The organism is Aquiflexum gelatinilyticum (assembly GCF_024741135.1).
In the GTDB taxonomy this organism is placed as follows: domain Bacteria; phylum Bacteroidota; class Bacteroidia; order Cytophagales; family Cyclobacteriaceae; genus Cognataquiflexum; species Cognataquiflexum gelatinilyticum.
This window is the reverse complement of record NZ_JANSUY010000050.1, coordinates 1-400: the sequence shown is the minus strand read 5'-3', so window position 1 is coordinate 400 and position 400 is coordinate 1. Positions and strand designations below refer to the sequence as shown.

1 protein-coding gene is annotated in these 400 nt (G+C 47.0%); it reads left to right on the top strand.

Annotated elements, in window-relative coordinates; all coding sequences use genetic code 11:
* Nucleotides 1–400 (top strand): DUF7507 domain-containing protein (locus tag NU887_RS21110; protein WP_420839806.1); only part of this gene is annotated, 400 nt, incomplete at both ends.

The window sequence follows — 400 nt, the reverse complement described above, 5'->3', positions numbered from 1 at the left end:
TCGCTGCTGTCGGGGATGAATTGAATTACACCGTTGTGGTGACCAACACGGGTAACGTGACTTTGAGCAATGTTGCCGTAAGCGATCCTTTGACAGGTTTGAATACAACAATCGCTTCTTTGGCGCCTTTGGCCTCTGAGTCAATAACGACTTCTTATACAATCACACAGGCGGATATCGATGCAGGAAAAGTAGACAATACCGCTTCCGCAGCTGTCGGCGCTGTCAATGTTTCCGCTTCCGAGTCGGTAACTGCAACACAAAGCCCTGCCCTTTCCATTACCAAAACAGCTACTGAATCAAGCTTTGCTTCTGTCGGTGACGTATTGAACTATACCATTGTCGTGACCAATATAGGTAACGTGACTTTGAGCAATGTTGCTGTAAGCGATCCTTTGAC